14 protein-coding genes and 1 pseudogene are annotated in these 16,550 nt (G+C 72.1%); 2 read left to right on the top strand and 13 right to left on the bottom strand.

The features are described 5' to 3' along the window. On the bottom strand, window positions 1–2,649 hold a 2,649-nt coding region (locus ACNAVT_RS00005), incomplete at its 3' end, for a M36 family metallopeptidase (protein WP_416291588.1). A 463-nt stretch (window positions 2,650–3,112) separates the two neighbouring features. Here ACNAVT_RS00005 and ACNAVT_RS00010 point away from each other — a divergent pair. Then, window positions 3,113–4,888 (top strand): LVIVD repeat-containing protein, encoded by a 1,776-nt coding sequence (locus ACNAVT_RS00010; protein WP_416291589.1) that lies wholly within the window; start codon window positions 3,113–3,115, stop codon window positions 4,886–4,888. A gap of 84 nt (window positions 4,889–4,972) precedes the next feature. Here the strand turns inward: ACNAVT_RS00010 and ACNAVT_RS00015 are convergent, their stop codons facing one another. Further along, window positions 4,973–5,644 carry a DUF305 domain-containing protein gene (locus ACNAVT_RS00015; RefSeq protein WP_416291590.1) on the bottom strand — a complete coding sequence of 224 codons (672 nt, stop codon included), beginning with the start codon at window positions 5,642–5,644 and terminating at the stop codon, window positions 4,973–4,975. Between the two features lie 232 nt (window positions 5,645–5,876). Here ACNAVT_RS00015 and ACNAVT_RS00020 point away from each other — a divergent pair, with 232 nt between their 5' ends. Continuing rightward, window positions 5,877–7,265 (top strand): DUF6186 family protein, encoded by a 1,389-nt coding sequence (locus tag ACNAVT_RS00020; protein WP_416291591.1) that lies wholly within the window; start codon window positions 5,877–5,879, stop codon window positions 7,263–7,265. Window positions 7,266–7,291: 26 nt separating this feature from the next. On the opposite strand, the gene rdgB is transcribed toward ACNAVT_RS00020, so the two are convergent. The 11 genes and pseudogenes from rdgB to ACNAVT_RS00075 all read right to left on the bottom strand — a co-directional run bounded on the left by rdgB (window position 7,292) and on the right by ACNAVT_RS00075 (window position 16,503). After that, the gene (rdgB, locus tag ACNAVT_RS00025) at window positions 7,292–7,909 is read right to left on the bottom strand and encodes an RdgB/HAM1 family non-canonical purine NTP pyrophosphatase (protein ID WP_416291592.1); all 618 of its coding nucleotides are present in this window, start codon (window positions 7,907–7,909) and stop codon (window positions 7,292–7,294) included. After that, complete coding sequence (gene rph / locus ACNAVT_RS00030) at window positions 7,906–8,631, bottom strand: ribonuclease PH (protein ID WP_416291593.1); 726 nt, start codon at window positions 8,629–8,631, stop codon at window positions 7,906–7,908. Before rph ends, rdgB begins: the two co-directional genes overlap by 4 nt. A 113-nt stretch (window positions 8,632–8,744) precedes the next feature. After that, window positions 8,745–9,887 (bottom strand): glycosyltransferase, encoded by a 1,143-nt coding sequence (locus ACNAVT_RS00035; protein ID WP_416291594.1) that lies wholly within the window; start codon window positions 9,885–9,887, stop codon window positions 8,745–8,747. Window positions 9,888–9,898: 11 nt separating this feature from the next. Further along, window positions 9,899–11,042: pseudogene (locus ACNAVT_RS00040) on the bottom strand (glycosyltransferase family 4 protein). Window positions 11,043–11,134: 92 nt separating this feature from the next. Further along, window positions 11,135–11,881 (bottom strand): MBL fold metallo-hydrolase, encoded by a 747-nt coding sequence (locus tag ACNAVT_RS00045; RefSeq protein WP_416291595.1) that lies wholly within the window; start codon window positions 11,879–11,881, stop codon window positions 11,135–11,137. A gap of 211 nt (window positions 11,882–12,092) precedes the next feature. Then, on the bottom strand, window positions 12,093–13,058 hold the full coding sequence (locus ACNAVT_RS00050) for a PLP-dependent cysteine synthase family protein (protein WP_416291596.1): 966 nt from the start codon (window positions 13,056–13,058) through the stop codon (window positions 12,093–12,095). 11 nt (window positions 13,059–13,069) lie between these two features. After that, window positions 13,070–13,414: a MoaD family protein gene (locus tag ACNAVT_RS00055; protein ID WP_416291597.1), complete on the bottom strand. Its 345-nt coding sequence runs from the start codon at window positions 13,412–13,414 to the stop codon at window positions 13,070–13,072. A 70-nt stretch (window positions 13,415–13,484) separates the two neighbouring features. Continuing rightward, window positions 13,485–13,973 carry a Mov34/MPN/PAD-1 family protein gene (locus ACNAVT_RS00060; RefSeq protein ID WP_073832356.1) on the bottom strand — a complete coding sequence of 163 codons (489 nt, stop codon included), beginning with the start codon at window positions 13,971–13,973 and terminating at the stop codon, window positions 13,485–13,487. A gap of 55 nt (window positions 13,974–14,028) precedes the next feature. Then, window positions 14,029–14,526, bottom strand: a complete 498-nt coding sequence (locus ACNAVT_RS00065) for a DUF2017 domain-containing protein (RefSeq protein ID WP_416292796.1) — start codon at window positions 14,524–14,526, stop codon at window positions 14,029–14,031. Between the two features lie 2 nt (window positions 14,527–14,528). Further along, on the bottom strand, window positions 14,529–14,819 hold the full coding sequence (gene clpS / locus ACNAVT_RS00070) for an ATP-dependent Clp protease adapter ClpS (RefSeq protein ID WP_416291598.1): 291 nt from the start codon (window positions 14,817–14,819) through the stop codon (window positions 14,529–14,531). A 115-nt stretch (window positions 14,820–14,934) separates the two neighbouring features. Further along, window positions 14,935–16,503 (bottom strand): hypothetical protein, encoded by a 1,569-nt coding sequence (locus tag ACNAVT_RS00075; protein ID WP_416291599.1) that lies wholly within the window; start codon window positions 16,501–16,503, stop codon window positions 14,935–14,937. Window positions 16,504–16,550: the final 47 nt, after the last annotated feature.

Below are 16,550 nucleotides of genomic sequence, written 5' to 3' on the forward strand. Positions count from 1 at the left end.
ACGGGCGGCGACCGGGGTGGGCCGCGGCGTGATCGGCCCGCTCGGGTTGACGGTCTTGAGGGTGTCGCAGTCGACCAGCCGGGAGTACGGCGAGCCGCTGGCCAGGATGTCCAGGCCCCGGTTGGCGGCCAGCTTGAACTTCATCGGCGCGGCGTCACCGGCGATGACCGTGTTCAGCTCCGGCTGCGCGGACCGACCGACGAAGTCACCCCGGCAGGACGGGTGGGTGTCGAACGCCTCGCTGTTGTCGTTGCGGTTGGTGGTGCCCTGCACGGCGCTGTAACCCAGCCCGCGGCGGGCGAAGGAACCCCAGATGATGCAGGCGTTCTCACCACCGGTCAGCGCCGCGTCCGCGGCGATGATCGCGTTACGGCCGGTGATGAAGCCCGGGCCGCAGCCCTGCAGCTTCAACCCGTCCACGACCAGCTGGAGGGCAAGGTTGTTGCCACCGGTGTTCCAGGAGTCGTAGATGTTCGGGCTGAAGCCGTGCCGGTCGATCAGGTTCCAGGTCATGTCCCACAGCACGGAGGTCCACGCGTGGCCGATGCCGTGCGGCGTGGCCAGGGAGGTGCCGTTCAGCCAGCCGCCGGTCTTGATGCCGTCGTAGGTGAACGGCTGGATCTCCATGTTCCGCGAGTACGGCCGCGGCCGGATGCCGGCGCCGTGCCGGTCGTCCTGGAACAGCACGTACGGGCCCATGCCGCGCTGCCCGTCGGCCGTGTCGAACTTCGGGTCGAGCAGCATGGTGAGCGCGACGTAGTCGCTCCAGCCCTCGCCCATCTGCTCGTCGCCGCTCAGGCAGTTGACACCCGGGCCACCGGTGAGCCGGTTGGAGATGCCGTGGGTGTACTCGTGGATGATCACACCGGCGTCGAAGTCGCCGTCCCGGATGCCCGGGTGGTTCGGGTGCTTGCGTACCGAACCGGTGACGTCGCCGGCGGCGATGGCCGCCTTGATGGCGTTGCCGTCGGCCTGAGTCACGGCAACCGCCGGGATGGCGACCGGCGCGGTCGTCATGGCCCCGGTCAGCACCGGTGCGCTACCGCTGGCGTTGTGCGCGACCACGACCGCCTTGGCGCCGACGGACTGGGCTACCTGGGCGCGCTGGAGGTAGGTGCAGGCGGTGGTGCCGCCGTCGACCACGGCGATCCAGCCGCCGGCCGGCAGCGTGCCGGGGTACGCCGCCGCGGTGCAGCCGGTGCCGGCGTACACCAACCGGTGGCCCGGCAGGCCGGCCACGGACGGCGCCGGAGAGAACCGCGACCAGGACGCGTCGAACGAGCCGACGCCGTCCACGACGATCTGGTTCGGGTTGCCGAACTGGGTGCCCGGCCACAGGTACATCTGCATCCGCGGGGCGCCGCCGTCGGCCGCCGGGGTGGAGAAGTTCGCGTTGTTGGTGCCGCCGCCGTCAGCCGCCTCGGCGCGGACATAGTCGCCGCCCGTGCCGCCCCGGCCGTAGTTGTTGGACTGGAAGTTCCCCGACGCCTCGTCGAAGCCGTACTGGTAGGTGACGTCGTGGATGATGTTGTTCCAGTAGAACAGGTTGGCGGTCGCGGCGTCCCGGTAGTTCTGGGCGTGCTCGCCCAGGTCGAGCGGGAAGTCGAAGTTCAGGTTCGCCCCGCCGTCCGGGCTGCTGCCGAAGTCCGGCGCGTTGTTGTTGTCCTGGTCCTGGTACGCGTGGACGTTGTTGCCCTGGGTGGTGGTGTTCTCAGCGCCCGGGGCCCCGTTGGTGTCGTGCCAGCCGTACGGCGAGGCGGTCCCGTCCGCCGGGTTGGTCACCAGGGTCCGCGGCGCGTCGTTCGGGCTCTCGGCCGAGCCGGCGAAGACCCGGTAGCTCGATCCGTCCTGCACCGGGTTGCGCGAGCCGAAGGCCGTGCTGGGGAGCGTCGTCGCCCGTCCCGGCGCGCTGCGGTCGAGGTTGTCGGCGATCTCCTTGACGTCCTCGTGGGTCGTCCAGTCGTCTGCGTTGAGCAGGTCGCCGGTCTCGGCGTCGATGCTGGCGTTCCACAGGTGCGGGTCTGAGGAGTCGTCGATGACCAGCTGCCAGGCCAGTCGCAGCCCGTCGTCGGTGGGCTGCCAACCGAGCTTGGCCGGGATCGGCTGCTCAGAGATCCCACTGCCGGACACGACCGTACGCTGGGCCGGCCCGTCGGCACGGCTCATCACCTTCGGGTTGGCCGGGTCAGCCAGATCCAGAGCGTCGGCAGCGGCCTGCACCGCGTCGACCGCATCCAGCGCGGCCGTGCCGGAAGCCTTGCCCGACAGGCCCGACACCAGGGTGTCACCAACGAACACGACGCTACCGTCACGGGCGATGTTCACCGTCGCCGTCGCGCCGAACACGTCCAGATCCTTGTACCGCTGCGTCAGGTTGACATGCGTCACCCCGTTGTGGCGGCTGGTGTAGCTGGAGGACACCGCAAGATCGGCGAGGTCCGAGGCGGCCACACCGTAGACCGCCGGGTGCTCCCGCAGGTAGCTCATGGCGATGTCGTTCGGGGCGCCCTTGTTCGGGCCGGTCAGGAAGATCGGGTTCGTCAGGGCCTGGTCAGGATCAGCCCAGGCAGGCGTCGCGGCCACTGTCGTCATGGCAGCGACCAGGGTTGTGGACAGCAGCAACGCGGCGTTGCGGCGACCACGGGACACGCGGAAATTGGGGGGCACCGCTGCTCCCTTCGGGGGTTGGAAAAGACAGCATGGAGCGCCTACTCACAACCGCCGCAGCGGTCCGCCACGCAGGCCCGCAGCGCCCACACCACCACGATCACGTTCAGTAACCAGACCGGCGCGGGGTGAATTGCATCGACGCTAATGCGTACCTTGCAAACCGATCATCCGACGACTGGCGAAAGATTCAGCCACCAACTTCGACGCCTGTCGCGACCCGTCAGTCACACCGTTGCGGAGGCCCCGTCCCAGGTCTACAACACACAGCTGGCCGTGCGCTGACCTGCGTACATCCACTCGGACAAAGTTCGGCTACGCAAATATGTGCATATCCCGCAGGCTTCTTGACCAACGACTGATCAACGGTACGGTCCTTACCTACACGACGCCGTCCTCCCACCACCAGGACACTGCGTCACGTCTTTCGATCGGAAGGCAGCACATGACACAAAATTGGCGTTCCAAGTCCCGCCTGGGACGGCGGGCGCTCGGCCTGGCGGCCGCAGGGCTGCTCCTGGCCGGCGTCCTGCCCGGCACGGCGTCGGCGGCGACCACCGACCCCGATCCACGGATCGGGCTCGGTGCCGGCTGGCTCGACGCCCAGTCCGCGATCAGCAACCTCGAGCACGTGGCGCACCGGAACAAGGAGGCGGGCTTCGTCGACCCGGCGAACCCCGGCAACGGTGGCTTCTACAACTCGGACTTCACCTTCGGGGGCAAGTACGCGTTCTCGGGCAACTACAACGGGTTCAACATCCTCGACGTCTCCACGCCCAGCGACCCGAAGCTGGTCACCAGCGTCGTGTGCCCGGGTGGGCAGGGTGACCTCTCGGTCCACGGCAACCTGCTCTTCATGTCGGTCGAGGAGAGCCGCGGGCGGGTCGACTGTGGCACGAACGCCAACGTCGGCACCCGGTTCCAGGGCGTCCGGGTCTTCGACATCAGCAACGTGCTCAACCCGGTGCAGGTCGCGGCCGTTCAGCTCTGCCGCGGTTCGCACACGCACACCGTGGTGACGGACCCGAAGGACCCCAGCAACGTCTACGTCTACGTCTCCGGCACCACCTCGGTGCGGCCGGCGACGACGATGGCCGGCTGCAACAACAACGCCGCGGACGGCGACAACCCGTCGCGGTGGCGGATCGAGGTCATCAAGGTGCCGGTGGCGGCGCCCCAGCTGGCCGCCGTCGTGAACGAGCCGCGGCTCTTCACGAACCCGGAGACCGGCCGGTTCGACGGCCTGCAGAACGGGCCCCAGACGCCCCGGCACCCGTCCGGCAGCACCTGGTCGCCCACGCCGAACACCAACGCCTGCCACGACATCACCGCGTACCCGGAGATCGGGCTGGCCGCCGGCGCCTGCCAGGGCAACGGCATCCTGATCGACATCTCGGACCCGGCGAACCCCCGCCGGATCGATGAGGTGTCCGACCCGAACTTCGCGTACTGGCACTCGGCGACGTTCAACAACGACGGCACCAAGGTGATCTTCACCGACGAGTGGGGCGGCGGTAGCGGTGCCCGCTGCCGGGACACCGACCAGCCGGAGTGGGGCGCCAACGCCATCTTCGACATCGTCGACCGGAAGATGAAGTTCGCCAGCTACTACAAGCTGCCGGTTCCGCAGACGCTGCAGGAGAACTGCGTTGCGCACAACGGTTCGCTGATCCCGGTGCCCGGCCGCGACATCATGATGCAGGCCTGGTACCAGGGCGGCATCTCGGTGTTCGACTTCACCGACTCGGCCAACCCGCACGAGATCGCGTACTTCGACCGCGGCCCGGTCAACCCGAACTCGCTCGTCCTCGGTGGGTTCTGGTCGGCGTACTGGTACAACGGCAACCTCTACGGCAACGAGATCGCCCGCGGCTTCGACGTGTTCAAGCTGACGCCCAGCGAGCACCTGTCGAAGGCGGAGATCCAGGCCGCCTCGGAGGTCCAGCTCAGCGAGTTCAACGCCCAGGGCCAGCCGAAGATCACCTGGACGCCGAGCTTCGCGGTTGCGCGTGCGCACTACGACCAGCTCGTCCGTGCCGAGGCGATCGGCCACCCGCTGAAGTTCCAGGTGGACATGTTCCTGGAGCGGGCCGAGGGCTTCGCGGCCGACGGCAAGCGGTCCGCCGCTGCGGCGCAGCTGCGGGCACTCTCCAACAAGCTGGGTGCGCCGGAGCACCAGCAGCTGAAGAAGGCGGTCCTGGACCTGGCGGGCTCGCTCTGACCTGTCCCTGATCGAAGGGCACCTCGGCTCGAAGCCATCGAGCCGAGGTGCCCTTCACCTTTTCTCCGACCACCGGTGCGGAGGTCAGCCCATCTTGGCCAGCATCCCCTGCATCCGCTGAATCTCGATGCTCTGGTCGGCGTTGACCTCGCGGGCGAACTGGTCGCTCGCCGGCTCGAGCCCCCCACCCGTCGCGTAGAGCTCCTCCACCATCGTCAACGCTCCCTGGTGGTGGCCGATCATGAACGTCAGGAAGAGCCGGTCGAACTCCGCGCCGCGCGCCTGCTTGAGCTGGGCGAACTGCTCGTCGGTGAGCATCCCGGGCATGAGCTTGTCGTGCCCGGCATGGCCCACGTGCGGCCCCGTGGTCGGCACGCCCCGCTCATCGAGCCACCGCTGCATCCGCGTGATCTCCTCACGCTGCGACACGTCGATCCGCTTGGCGAGCATCGTCAGATCCGGGTTGTCGGTACGCCCCTGCACGAGCGCGGTCATCTCCAGTGCCTGAGCATGGTGCGGGATCATTCCCTCGATGAACAGCGTGTCGGCCGCGGCGAACCCGGGCGGCGAGACCTGAGTCAGGTCGTTCCCGGACAATGACCTACCCGGTTGGCCCGGCGCGCCCGGCTGGACGACATGGGCGGCCGGCGGACGGTCCGGCGGGTCGCTGTTGGCCCAAAGGGCAACAGACACCCCCGAGCCGACGGCAACCGTGCCAATAACAGCAAAAATGATCAAGCGGCGAGACGGGGCCATGGATCACATACCTATCCGAGCTTGAGCTGCGCAAATGTGAAGGCCATAGTGCCTCATGTCCGCCGCCGCCACCAGGCCACCAGCCAGATGTGCGCAGATTGCCCGCAGGCCCACGGATAGCCGAATTATCCGGATGACCGCGGTTGATCCACAAGCGACGGGTCGAATAGTCACCCTTCGTTATGCAGCGAGCGGAATGCGGTCGCCCGGTTGGGCCTCAGCACCGTCTACCGTGCCCGCCAAGAGCGGCACCGCCGGCCGCGCCCCCGTGCTCGGCGTCTGGGTCTGGCTCGGCTGGCACTTCCTGGCCCGGTGGCGTCCGTACCCGCGCGGCTGTCAGATCCCGCTGCTACCGTTCGCCGCCGTGAACGATGACGACGCCGTGCTGACGGCTGACGCCCCGAGCCCGGACAGCACGCCGGACGGCAGCGGTCCGGCAGTCGACGACGAGATCCGCGCCTTCGTCCGCCGTCAGGTGGCGCTCGCCGTGCTGCCGGCAGCGGCGATCGTCGCCGAGACGGTGGAGTATCTGGACGGCGAGGCCGAGCCGGCCCGGATCGAGGAGCTGGCCTGGGCCGCGGTGGCCGAGGAGCTCACCGCGCACCTCGCCGAGCAGGAGAGCTGGCCGGAGGTGACTGACAGCGACCGGCTCACCGCCGCATTCCGGGCGCTCTCCGCCGCCGGCATCGTGGCTCGGGAGAACTTCACCTGCTGCCAGAACTGCGGCCTCGGCGAGATCGGGGCAGAGGTGCCCGAGGGAGTCGTCCCGCGTGGCTACGCCTTCTATCACCAGCAGGACGCCGAGCGCGCCGTGGACGGATCGCCGGTGTTCCTCGCGTACGGGCTCTTCGAGCGACCGCCGTCGGTGGAGATCGGTGAAGAGGTGGCGGCGGTGCTGCGGGCCGAGGGACTGACCGTGCACTGGGCCGGCGACGTCGGGGCGCGAATCCAGGTGCCGATGGTCTGGCGGCGTCGGCGGGTCGGCCGGCTCGCCGCCGTGCCACCCAGCCGGGACGACGACGTCGAGGTCGAGGTCGAGCTACTGACGTCCTGGTCCGGGCCGTACGCACCCCACAAGGGCGTCCAATCCGCCGCCCGGCTGGCCGCCCTGCACCTGCCGTGGATGCCCGCCGACGCCCGAGTGCGCCTGTCCACCGACGCCGTCGCCGTCACCGTCCGACGCGAGGGCGGCACGCTGATCGGCGGGCTCGACGACCCGGATCGCCCTCCCGCCACGGTCGACCGTTACGACGGCCTGGCGCTGCTGGGCGGCCCGGAGACGACGACCTCCCGGTCCGCCGACTTCCTCGAGGCCACCTACGAGCACCCCACAGGCCGCGGCAGTTCGGTGGCGCTGGAGGCAATGGAGACCATGGCGATCGCGCACAAGCTCCAGCCGCACACCCGCGACTTCCTCAGCTGCGTCGGCCGTTCGGGCGCGGTGGTGCAGATGTGCTGGGAGTCGGATCGGCTGTGGCTGGAGACGCCGCACCCGGAGACTGCCACCGTGACCGGCCGCCACGTCAGCCTCGCCGAGGCGAACCGCATGATCACGATTCTGGCGACCGAGGATCGCGCCGCTGTCGGCGAGCTCGGCGACACGGTGACCAAGCCCTGGTGACCGGCTGCCCGGCCTGGCCCGGTGGGTCAGGGCGCCGGCGGAAGCACCTTGGCGACCAGCTTGGCCAGCTCGCGCAGCGCCTTGCCCCGGTGGCTGACCGCGTCCTTCTCCTCCGGGGTCAGCTCCGCGTTGGTCCGCTCCTGCCCCTCGCCGACGAAGATCGGGTCGTAGCCGAAGCCGCCCTCTCCGCGCGGCGCGCGCAGCAGCCGGCCGGCCTGCCGGCCGTCGACCAGGTGCTCCTTGCCGTTGGGCAGCACCAGGGCCACGGTGCAGACGAACGAGGCGCCGCGGTTCTCGTCGGGCAGGTCGGCGATCTGGTCCAGGACGAGCTGGAAGTTGGCCTGGTCGGCGCCGTGCCGGCCGGCCCAGCGGGCGCTGAACACGCCCGGCATGCCGTTGAGCGCGTCCACGGCCAGGCCGGAGTCGTCGGCGATGGTCGGCAGGCCGGTACGCCGGCTGCCTTCCCGGGCCTTGATCAGCGCGTTCTCGCCGAAGGTCAGGCCCGTCTCCGGCAGCTCCGGGTACGCCTCGACGTCGTCGAGCCCGAGCAGGGCGATGCGGTGCGCACCGAGCGCGCCGTCGAGGATCCGCTGGAGCTCGACGAGCTTCTTCCGGTTCCGGGTGGCCAGGAGCACCTTGTTCATGAGAGCGCCTTCCGCTGCGCGTCGGCCAGTTCCAGACAGCCCATGACGCCCAGGTCCAGCAGGGCGTCGAGCTGCTCACGGGCGAAGATCCCGGCCTCGCCCGTCCCCTGCACCTCGACGAAGTCGCCCGTCCCGGTGCAGACCACGTTCATGTCGACCTCGGCGGTCACGTCCTCGGCATAGCAGAGGTCCAGCCGTGGCTGGCCTTCGATGATGCCGACGCTGACCGCGGCCACCGAGCGATGCATCACCTTCTCCACCTTGCCGGCGAGGGCCTTGCGCTCGGCGAGCCAGGTCACCGCGTCGTGCAGCGCCACGTACGCGCCGGTGATCGCCGCGGTCCGGGTGCCGCCGTCGGCCTGGAGCACGTCGCAGTCGAGCACGATCGAGTTCTCGCCGAGGGCCTTCAGGTCCACACAGGCGCGCAGGCTCCGGCCGATCAGCCGGGAGATCTCGTGGGTACGACCGCCGACCCTCCCCTTGACGCTCTCCCGGTCCGAGCGGGTGTTCGTGGCCCGGGGCAGCATCGCGTACTCGGCGGTCACCCAGCCGAGCCCGGACCCCTTGCGCCAGCGCGGCACCCCCTCGGTCACGCTCGCCGTGCACAGCACCCGGGTCGCCCCGAACTCGACGAGGACTGAGCCCTCCGGGTGGGTGCTCCAGCCCCGGGTCAGGGTCACCGGTCGGAGTTGGTCGGGCTGCCGCCCGTCAGGTCGCGCCATGCCTGCACCCTATGTGGTGCCGTGATCGAACCGGGCCGCGGTGCCGTCGAAGCCGGCGGCGGGTCGGTCCGCCGGGCGTTCCGGGCGCGGGGGGGGTGGCTGCCGGGGGCGGGTCAGGTGACGGCGGAGGCGTCGGACGGCGCGGGGTCGGCCTCCACACCGTGCGCGCGGAGGAAGCCGGCGGCCGCCGCGGGCCAGCCGAACGCCTCGGCCCGGCGCCGGGCCGCCCCGCGCCGGGCCGCCTCCGGGCGTTCCAACAGCCGGACCACGGCCGCGGCGATCGCCGAGGGGTTGCCGTAGGCGGCGAGCCCACCCGATCCGATCACCTCGGGCAGGGCGCTGGCCGCGTTGGCCACCACCGGGGTGCCGCAGGCGAGCGCCTCCAACCCGGCCAGGCCGAACGTCTCCACCGGCCCGGGCGCCAGCACCACATCCGCGCTGGCCAGCAGCGCGGCGACGCCCGCGCGGTCGGGGAGGAAGCCGGTGAAGTGCACCGGCAGGCCCGCCGCGCGCCGGGCCAGGGCGGGCCGCAGCGGCCCGTCGCCGGCCATCACCAGCACCGCGGGTACGCCGGCACGGCGCAGCCGGGCGAGGGCGGCGACCGCCAGCTCCGGCCGCTTCTCCACCGACAGCCGCGCACAGTGCACCAGCAGCACCTCGGTGTGGTCGGCATACCGCTCACGCAGCGCCGGGTCGGCGTGCCGGGGCTGGAACGTGGTCAGGTCGACGCCGAGCGGCACCAGCGCGACGGGCGGCCCGTCGAGCCGCTCGAACTCCTCGGCCGCCCACCGGGTGGTGCAGACCACCCGGTCGTACCGGTGCAAGGTCTGCCGGTTGAGCCGGTCCGCGACCCGGCGGGCCGCGCCGGCGGGCAGCCGCCACTGCCCGAGCAGCCCGGTCAGGCTCTCGTGGGAGACCATCACCGACGGCACGCCGTGGGCGCGGGCCCAGCGGCCGGTCCACCGCAGCGTGCTCCGGTCGGACACCTCCAGCCGGTCGGGGGCCAGGTCGGCGAGCACCCGCGCCAGCCGCTGCCGGTCGGTCAGCAGCCGGTAGCCGCCGCTGCCGGGCACCTCCGGCCCGGGCAGCGTGATCTCGCGGCCCCACGACCGCCGGGTGTCGCCGTACCGCTCACCGGGGATCACCAGCACCGGTTCGTGGCCGGCGGCGAGGTAGCCCTCGCCGAGGTGGCGCAGCGCGGTACGCAGACCGCCGGATCGGCCGGTCACGAAGTTCGCCACCCGGACGATCCGCATCGCCCGGCCGCTCATTGCCGGGTCGCGAGGCCGGCGGCCGGCGTACCGGCGACGACGGCGCGATAGTGCCCGATCAGCTCGTCCCCGACCGCGCCCCAGCTGCGGCGGCTGACCGCCGCCCGGGCGGCCAGGCCGTACGCGGCACGGCGGGCGGGATCGGCGGCGAGTTCCGCCACCGCGTCGGCGAGCGCGTCCCCGTCGCCGGGCGGCACCAGCAGCCCGGTCACGCCCGACTCGACCAGGTCCACCGGGCCGCCGCTGGCCGGGGCCACCACCGGCACCCCGCTCGCGGCGGCCTCCTGCAACGTCTGCCCGAACGTCTCGTGCGGCCCGGTGTGGACGAAGACGTCGAGGCTGGCGTAGAGCCGGGCCAGCGCCGCACCGTGCTGGACCCCGAGGAAACCGACCCCGGGCAGGGCCCGTTCGAGCTGGCGGCGAGCCGGGCCGTCGCCGGCCACCACGACCCGTACCCCGGGCAGCCGGGCGGTCGCCGCCAGCAGCTCCACCCGCTTCTCCGGGGCGAGGCGCCCCACGTAGCCGACGAGCAGTTCACCGCCGGGTGCCAGGGTCCGGCGCAGCGGGTCGCTGCGCCGGGCCGGGTCGAACCGCTCCGCGTCGACGCCGCGTCGCCAGAGCCAGATCCGCTGCACGCCGTTGGCGATCAGGTCCGCGGCGGCCCGGGTGGAGGGGGCGAGGTTCCGCTGCGCCGAGTTGTGGATCTCGCGGATCCGCCGCCAGGCCGCCGCCTCACCCCCAGCCCACCCGGTACGCCCGTGCGTAGGAGGCGACGTCGGTCTGGTAGACCGCGACGGTTGGCAGGCCGTGCCGGGTGGCCAGGGCGGCCCCCGCCGCGCCCAGGACGAACGGGCTGGCGAGGTGGACGACGTCCGGCTGGTGGCCGAGCAGCGCGTCGGCCAGCCCGGCGGCCGGTACGCCGAGCCGGAAGCCCTGGTAGCGCGGCAGCGGCAGGCTCGGGATCCGCACCACCGGGTACGGGTGCGGCTCCGCCGCCCGGCGCCGGCCCCCGGGCGGTGCCGGCGCGATGACCAGCGGCTCGTGGCCCCGGGCCAGCAGGTGCTCGGCGGTCCGGAGGACGGAGTGCGCCACGCCGTTCACGTCCGGCGGGAACGACTCGGTCACGATGGCGATCCGCATGGCCCGAGGGTGCGGCCCGGACGGGTGCGCCAGGCGACCGGCCGCTGACGGGGCGGCGAACACTGCGGCAACGCGTCGCGCCGCCGCCGTGGTCAGACGTCGTAGCAGGCGCCGGGGCGGACCACTTCCAGCGGTCCGGTGTACGCCCCGGCCGCCGCCTCGATGGTGTGCGCCTCGCTGCCCCACGCCGGGACCAGGTGGGTGAGCAGCAGCCGGCCGGCGCCGGCCTTGGTCGCCGCCTCGCCGGCCTCCCGGCCGGTCAGGTGCAGGTCCGGCGGGTTCTCCACGCCGTCGAGGTAGCTGGCCTCGCAGAGGAACAGGTCGGCGTCCTGGGCGAGGCGCAGCAGCGCCTCGCACGGCGCGGTGTCCGCCGAGTAGCAGAACACCCGGCCGCCGTGCTCCAGCCGCACGCCGTAGGTCTCGACCGGGTGGTTCATCCGGTCGACGGTGACGGTGAACGGACCGATCGGGAAGGTGCCGGGCTGCAGGCCGTAGAACTGGTAGACGTCCTCGACCGTGCCGTCCACCTCCCCGTACGCGGCGGCCAGCCGGTCCGGGGCGCCGGAGGGCGCGTAGACCGGCAGGGGCGGGTACGGGCCGTCCGGGGCGTACCGGCGCACCACCACGTACGACACCGCGTCGAGCATGTGGTCGCAGTGCAGGTGGGTGAGGAGGATGGCGTCGGGGGCGTGCAGCCCGACGTAGCGCTGGAGGGTGGACAGCGCCCCCGAACCGAAGTCGATCAGGAGCCGGAAGCCCTCCGCCTCCAGCAGGTATGCGGAGCAGGGGGATTCCGGGCCGGGGAAGCTGCCCGCGCAGCCGAGGACGGTCAATCGCATCCGATCGCCTCGATGTCACAATTCGCAGTCGACACGCCGGCGGCCGCTCCGCCGATGATCTCTACCGACGCGTTCGCCACGGTGCGCAGCCTACGCGTCGGCCCGGTCGGCAAGAATCGTTCACCGGAAGTTGTCATCAACGTGACACCCCGGGGCATCGGCACGGCCGGGTCGGCCGGCGGCGGCGCCGACCGACCCGATCCGCGGGCCGTCAGGCCCAGAGCTGCCCCTCCAGGGCGTCCTCGGCGTCCGCGAGGGTGCCGCCGTACGCCCCGGTCGAGAGGTACTTCCAGCCGCCGTCGGGGATCACGAACGCGACGTCGGCCTGACGGCCGTCCCGCACCGCCTCGTGCGCCACCGCGAGGGCGGCGTGCAGGATCGCGCCGGTGGAGAAGCCGGCGAAGATCCCCTCCACCTCGACGAGCTGGCGGGTACGCAGCACCGCGTCCCGGGTGCCCACCGAGAAGCGCCGGGAGAGCACCCCGGCGTCGTAGAGCTCGGGAACGTAGCCCTCGTCGATGTTGCGCAGGCCGTAGACCAGCTCGCCGTAGCGCGGCTCGGCGGCGACGATCTGGATGCCGTCGACCTTTTCCCGCAGGTAGCGCCCGATGCCCATCAGGGTGCCGGTGGTGCCCAGGCCCGCCACGAGGTGGGTGATCGTGGGCAGGTCGCGCAGCAGCTCCGGCCCGGTCGTCTCGTAGTGCGCCCGGGCGTTGGCCTCGTTGCCGTACTGGTAGAGCATCACCCAGTCGGGATGCTCGGCCGCGATCTGCTTCGCGGTGGCGACGGCCTGGTTCGAGCCGCCGGCGGCCGGCGAGAAGATGATTTCCGCGCCGTACATCCGGAGCAGCTGGACGCGCTCGGTGGAGACGTTCTCCGGCATCACGCAGACCAGCCGGTAGCCACGCAGCTTGGCCACCATGGCCAGCGAGATGCCGGTGTTGCCGCTGGTCGGCTCCAGGATCGTGTCACCCGGACGGAGCCGGCCGGCCTGCTCGGCCGCGCGGACCATGAACAGGGCCGCCCGGTCCTTGATGCTGCCGGTCGGATTCCGGTCCTCCAGCTTCGCCCAGAGCCGCACCGGCGGCGCCCCGTCGGGCACCGTCGGCGAGAGCCGGGGCAGCCCGATGAGGGGAGTGTCGCCGCAGGCGTCGAGCAGGCTGTCGTACCGCGCCATGACGGCCGCCGTCAGCGCGCTGCGCGCGCGGCAGCCGACGCGCTGTGCTGCGCGATCGCCGCAGCGGCGGCGAAGCCGAACGCACCGCCGGCCACGGCGGGCAGGATGGTGACGCTGTCGCCGTCGTTGAGCTTGGCGTCGAGCGCGCCGAGGAAGCGGACGTCCTCGTCGTTGACGTAGACGTTGACGAACCGGTGCAGCGCACCGGCGTCGGTGACCAGCCGGGCCTTCAGGCCGGCGTGCCGGGAGTCCAGGTCGGTGAGCAGGTCGCCCAGCGTGTCACCGCTGCCCTCGGCGACCTTCGCGCCGCCGGTGTAGCTGCGCAGGATGGTGGGGATGCGAACCTCGATGGCCATGACGTCTCGTGCTCCTTGTTCGGGTCGTGCCAGGTGACGGAAGAAAGAAGGTGTGCCGGCGCTGGAAGGATCAGCGGCCGGAACACTCGTAGTCGACCGTCGCCGGGCTCTGCCCGAACATGTAGGACTGGACGGCGTGCGGGTCCACGGCGGCATCCACGATCCGGACCGGCTCCTCGGTCACCACGCCGTCGACGATCCGGAAGGAGCGGATCTCCTCCGTGTCGGGCTCGCGGGTCGAGACGAGCAGGTAGTGCGCTCCCGGCTCACCGGCGAAGGAGATGTCCGTGCGGGACGGGTAGGCCTCCGTCGCGGTGTGCGAGTGGTAGATGACGACCGGCTCCTCGTCGCGGTCGTCCATCTCCCGCCACAGCCGCAGCTGCTCCATCGAGTCGAACTCGTAGAACGTCATGGAGCGGGCGGCGTTCTCCATCGGGATGTGCCGGGTCGGGGTGTCGCTGCCGGCGGGACCGGCGACCACGCCGCACGCCTCGTCCGGGTGGTCCCGGCGCGCGTGGGCGACGATCGCGTCGATGATCGACCGGTCGATGCTCAGCACGTCGACCAGCCTAGCGCCTGCGGGTTGCGGGGGGCGAGGTGGTAACCGTCACGACTCAGTCGACCAGGGCATTGAGCAGGGATTCCTGCAGATATCCCAGATACGCGTAGACCGACAGTTGGAACACGCGGGACGAGGTCGGATCCGCGGCGACCGCCTCGTCGAGCTCCTCTCCCAGATCGGTGCCGTCCTTGATCTCCAGCCGGACGCCCATCGCCAGCCTGGCGTCGTTGATCGCGCGCAGCCACGCCTCGGCCGCCTCTGCGTCCAGGCGCACCTCGCCGCCGGCATCGCCGTCGGGCAGCGCGGCGAGGATCGCGCCGGCCTGGTCGATCTTGGCGGTCTTGAGGTCCCCCTCGGTGTAGCGGCGGAACTCGGCGGTGCTCGCCACGTCGTCCGGGTAGACCTCGGGAAAGAGCCGGCCGACCACCGGGTCGCTGTGGTCGAAGCCGTCGGTGAGCAGGCCGACCACCTCGGAGGCGACCTTGCGCAGCACCCGCGCCTCGTCCACAGCGAAGCTGGCCACGTAGTGGTCACCGTAGCGACGGAACATGCTCACGACCGCTCCACCGTCGCCCAGAGCCCGTACGCGTGCAGCTGCGACGCGTCGTGCTCCATCCGCTCGCGGGCCCCGCTGGAGACCACGGCCTTGCCCTTGTGATGCACATCCAGCATGAGCTGCTCGGCCTTCTCCCGGCTGTATCCGAAAAGCTTCTGGAACACCCAGGTCACGTACGTCATGAGGTTGACCGGATCGTCCCAGACGATGGTCACCCACGGCCGGTCCGAGACCGGTACCTCATCAGTGTCCGGCGTCTCGACCGGCGCAACCTGTGGAGCCGCCATGCCCCCCATCGTGCCACCGGATTCGGGAAACGGTTGAACCGGAACGTCGGGCCGGTCCGGTTCACCCGCCCGGGCCGCGCGCGACGACCCGGACGGCCGGCCGGCGGACCCCACCTCAGGCGAGGAGGATGCCGTGGTCGACTGCATCGGTGAGCACCGTGCCCAGCGAGACCCGGGTCACCTCGAAGCGCCGGGACACCTCGCGGGACAGTTCCAGCTCGACCTCGCGCAGCGCCCGCTGGGCCCAGGAGCGCGCGCCGTTCGGGTCGCCGTTGCCGGGGACGCGCCAGTGCTGCCAGCAGCCGCCGGAGAGGGCCACCCCGACCGGGGGCAGCGCCTCGTCGCGCTTCCCGCCGGGGAAGCCGGCCAGCGCGTCGAGCGCGCCGTCGCCGGCCAGCCCCGCCACCCCGGCCGTGCTGGTGACCAGGAGCACCCGGTCCAGCTCGCGGCCGGCCGGTTGGTCGGCGAGGCCCCAGCGGACGGCATGAGTGATCCGGCGACGCACCCCCTCGGCCAGGGGCGCGCCGAAGACCCGGGCTGCCGCGTCGTCGATGATGCCCCGGACCGCCTCGTCGCACCGGGCGGTGGCGAGCAGCGAGAGCGCCTCCAGCTCCTGGTCGAGCAGCTGCGGCAGGCCGGCGCTGCCGACCCCGAAGACGATCTCCTGCACCACCCGGAGGTGGATGTTGGCCAGCTCCAGCGCGAGGTGCTGGCGGATCCGCTGGGCGCAGCTGCGGGTCTGGCGGTCCAGGCGCTCGGCGAGGTCACCGGGGTCGAGCCCCGGTGCGACGGCCACCCGGCCCTGCGCTCCCGGCGGCTCCGGCGGGTGGGCGCTGGCCCGGCGCAGTCCCTCGTCCGCCGCCCAGCCGACCAGGGTGCGGCGCAGGTCCGAGTGGTCGGGCTGCCGCACCGGGTGCCAGCGGGCCGCGGCGAGGCCGGGCACCGCGGACAGCAGGGCGGCGCGGTGCGCCGCGACCTCCACCGGGTCGACCGGAGATCCTGCCGGCCGGGGCAGCGGCGGCCGTGATCTGCCGGCCGACGGGACGGGCACCCCCGTGTCGTCCGTCGTCGTCGGGCCGTCCGCCGGGTTCGCCCAGCCGCCGGCGCCCGGGGTGACCGCGAAGACCACCTCGACCCGGGCGCTGGCGACCTCCGCCAGCAGATGCAGCTCGGCGGCGGTGAACGCCTGGTCGGCGGAGATCACGAAGAGCAGGGCACCGGCCCGGCCCACCGCGTCGAGCAGCACCCGGGTGCCGGCGACGCCGAGGGAGCCGGTGTCCGGCGCTTCGAGCACCGTGAAGTGGCGCAGCAGCGGGTCGGGCAGGCTCAGCTCCACCCGGCGGGGCGGGCGGGCGAGCGCCGGGCCGGCGGCGAGCGGATCGGCGCCGTACGAGTGCGGCTGACGGTAGCCCGGCACGTACGCGGCACGGGTCGGCATCTTGGCGTGGTTGACGAGCAGGTAGCTGCCGGCGGGCACGGCCAGCATCGCGGGCTCCAGGCCGAGCAGGCCGGCGACCAGCTCACGGCGACCGGCACCGGCCGGACCCGCGACAACGACGGCGAGCGGGTCGTCGGGGCCGGGGTCGGTCACCCCGCGCCCGGTGGGCAGCGGCCCGCCGCGCGGCGACTCGGCCGGCCCACCTGGGTCGGGCACGCCGACCGGAGGGAGTGGACCCGGCTTCATCAGGAGACCTCCGTCGGGCGACCGGGTTGCGGGCCGGTCGCATGGGA

The sequence above is a fragment of the Micromonospora sp. SL4-19 genome, assembly GCF_047921475.1.
Taxonomy (GTDB): Bacteria; Actinomycetota; Actinomycetes; order Mycobacteriales; family Micromonosporaceae; genus Micromonospora.

Excerpts from the sequence above, each read along its gene's own strand:
- ACNAVT_RS00010 (WP_416291589.1), top strand. The coding sequence starts at position 3,113 with ATGACACAAAATTGGCGTTCCAAGTCCCGCCTGGGACGGCGGGCGCTC.
- ACNAVT_RS00015 (WP_416291590.1), bottom strand. The coding sequence starts at position 5,644 with ATGGCCCCGTCTCGCCGCTTGATCATTTTTGCTGTTATTGGCACGGTT.
- rdgB (WP_416291592.1), bottom strand. The coding sequence starts at position 7,909 with ATGAACAAGGTGCTCCTGGCCACCCGGAACCGGAAGAAGCTCGTCGAG.
- rph (WP_416291593.1), bottom strand. The coding sequence starts at position 8,631 with ATGGCGCGACCTGACGGGCGGCAGCCCGACCAACTCCGACCGGTGACC.
- ACNAVT_RS00035 (WP_416291594.1), bottom strand. The coding sequence starts at position 9,887 with ATGCGGATCGTCCGGGTGGCGAACTTCGTGACCGGCCGATCCGGCGGT.
- ACNAVT_RS00045 (WP_416291595.1), bottom strand. The coding sequence starts at position 11,881 with ATGCGATTGACCGTCCTCGGCTGCGCGGGCAGCTTCCCCGGCCCGGAA.
- ACNAVT_RS00050 (WP_416291596.1), bottom strand. The coding sequence starts at position 13,058 with ATGGCGCGGTACGACAGCCTGCTCGACGCCTGCGGCGACACTCCCCTC.
- ACNAVT_RS00055 (WP_416291597.1), bottom strand. The coding sequence starts at position 13,414 with ATGGCCATCGAGGTTCGCATCCCCACCATCCTGCGCAGCTACACCGGC.
- ACNAVT_RS00065 (WP_416292796.1), bottom strand. The coding sequence starts at position 14,526 with ATGTTCCGTCGCTACGGTGACCACTACGTGGCCAGCTTCGCTGTGGAC.
- clpS (WP_416291598.1), bottom strand. The coding sequence starts at position 14,819 with ATGGCGGCTCCACAGGTTGCGCCGGTCGAGACGCCGGACACTGATGAG.
- ACNAVT_RS00075 (WP_416291599.1), bottom strand. The coding sequence starts at position 16,503 with ATGAAGCCGGGTCCACTCCCTCCGGTCGGCGTGCCCGACCCAGGTGGG.